General features: G+C 45.7%; 1 protein-coding gene. It reads right to left on the reverse strand.

Annotation, left to right across the window (positions count from 1 at the left end):
• Window positions 1-760, reverse strand: a 760-nt coding sequence (locus QUA24_RS27250) for a tetratricopeptide repeat protein (RefSeq protein WP_333226297.1), incomplete at both ends; no start/stop codon positions are given.

Consider the following 760-nt stretch of genomic DNA (forward strand, 5'->3'; position numbering starts at 1 on the left):
CGATAGCCATTTCGATATTCTGAGCTTTCTCTCCCCTGATTCTGTTAGAGTAGGCTGTTGCCAGATTATTTTGCGTCCCTGCCCATTTTTGGGGAAAGGCTTCGCGGGTGTAGACGGTTAATGCAGCAGTGTAAGATGCGATAGCCATTTCGATATTCTGAGCTTTCTCTCCCCTGATTCTGTTAGAGTAGGCTGTTGCCAGATTATTTTGCGTCATTGCCCAATTTTCGGGAAAATTATCGCGGATGTAGACGGTTAATGCAGCAGTGTAAGATGCGATCGCAACTTCGATATTCTGAGCTTTCTCACCCCTGATTCTGTTGCTGTAGGCATTTGCGAGATTATTTTGCGTCGTTGCCCAATTTTCGGGAAAATTATCGCGGATGTAGACGGTTAATGCAGCAGTGTAAGATGCGATCGCAACTTCGATATTCTGAGCTTTCTCACCCCTGATTCTGTTACTGTAGGCATTTGCCAGATTATTTTGGGTCTGGGCCCATTTTTCGGGAAAAGCTTTGCGGGTGTAGACGGTTAATGCAGCAGTAAAATATCCGATCGCCATTTCGATATTGTCAGCTTTCTCTCCCCTAATTCTGTCACAGTAGGCATTGGCCAGATTATTTTGCGTCATTGCCCAATCTTGGGGAAAGGCTTCGCGGGTGTAGACGGATAATGCAGCAGTGAAATATCCGATCGCCAGTTCGATATTCTGTGCTTTATCTCCCCTGATTCTGTTACGGTAGGCTTCTCCCAGATTATT

This window comes from Microcoleus sp. Pol12B5 (genome assembly GCF_036701335.1).
GTDB lineage: Bacteria > Cyanobacteriota > Cyanobacteriia > Cyanobacteriales > Microcoleaceae > Microcoleus.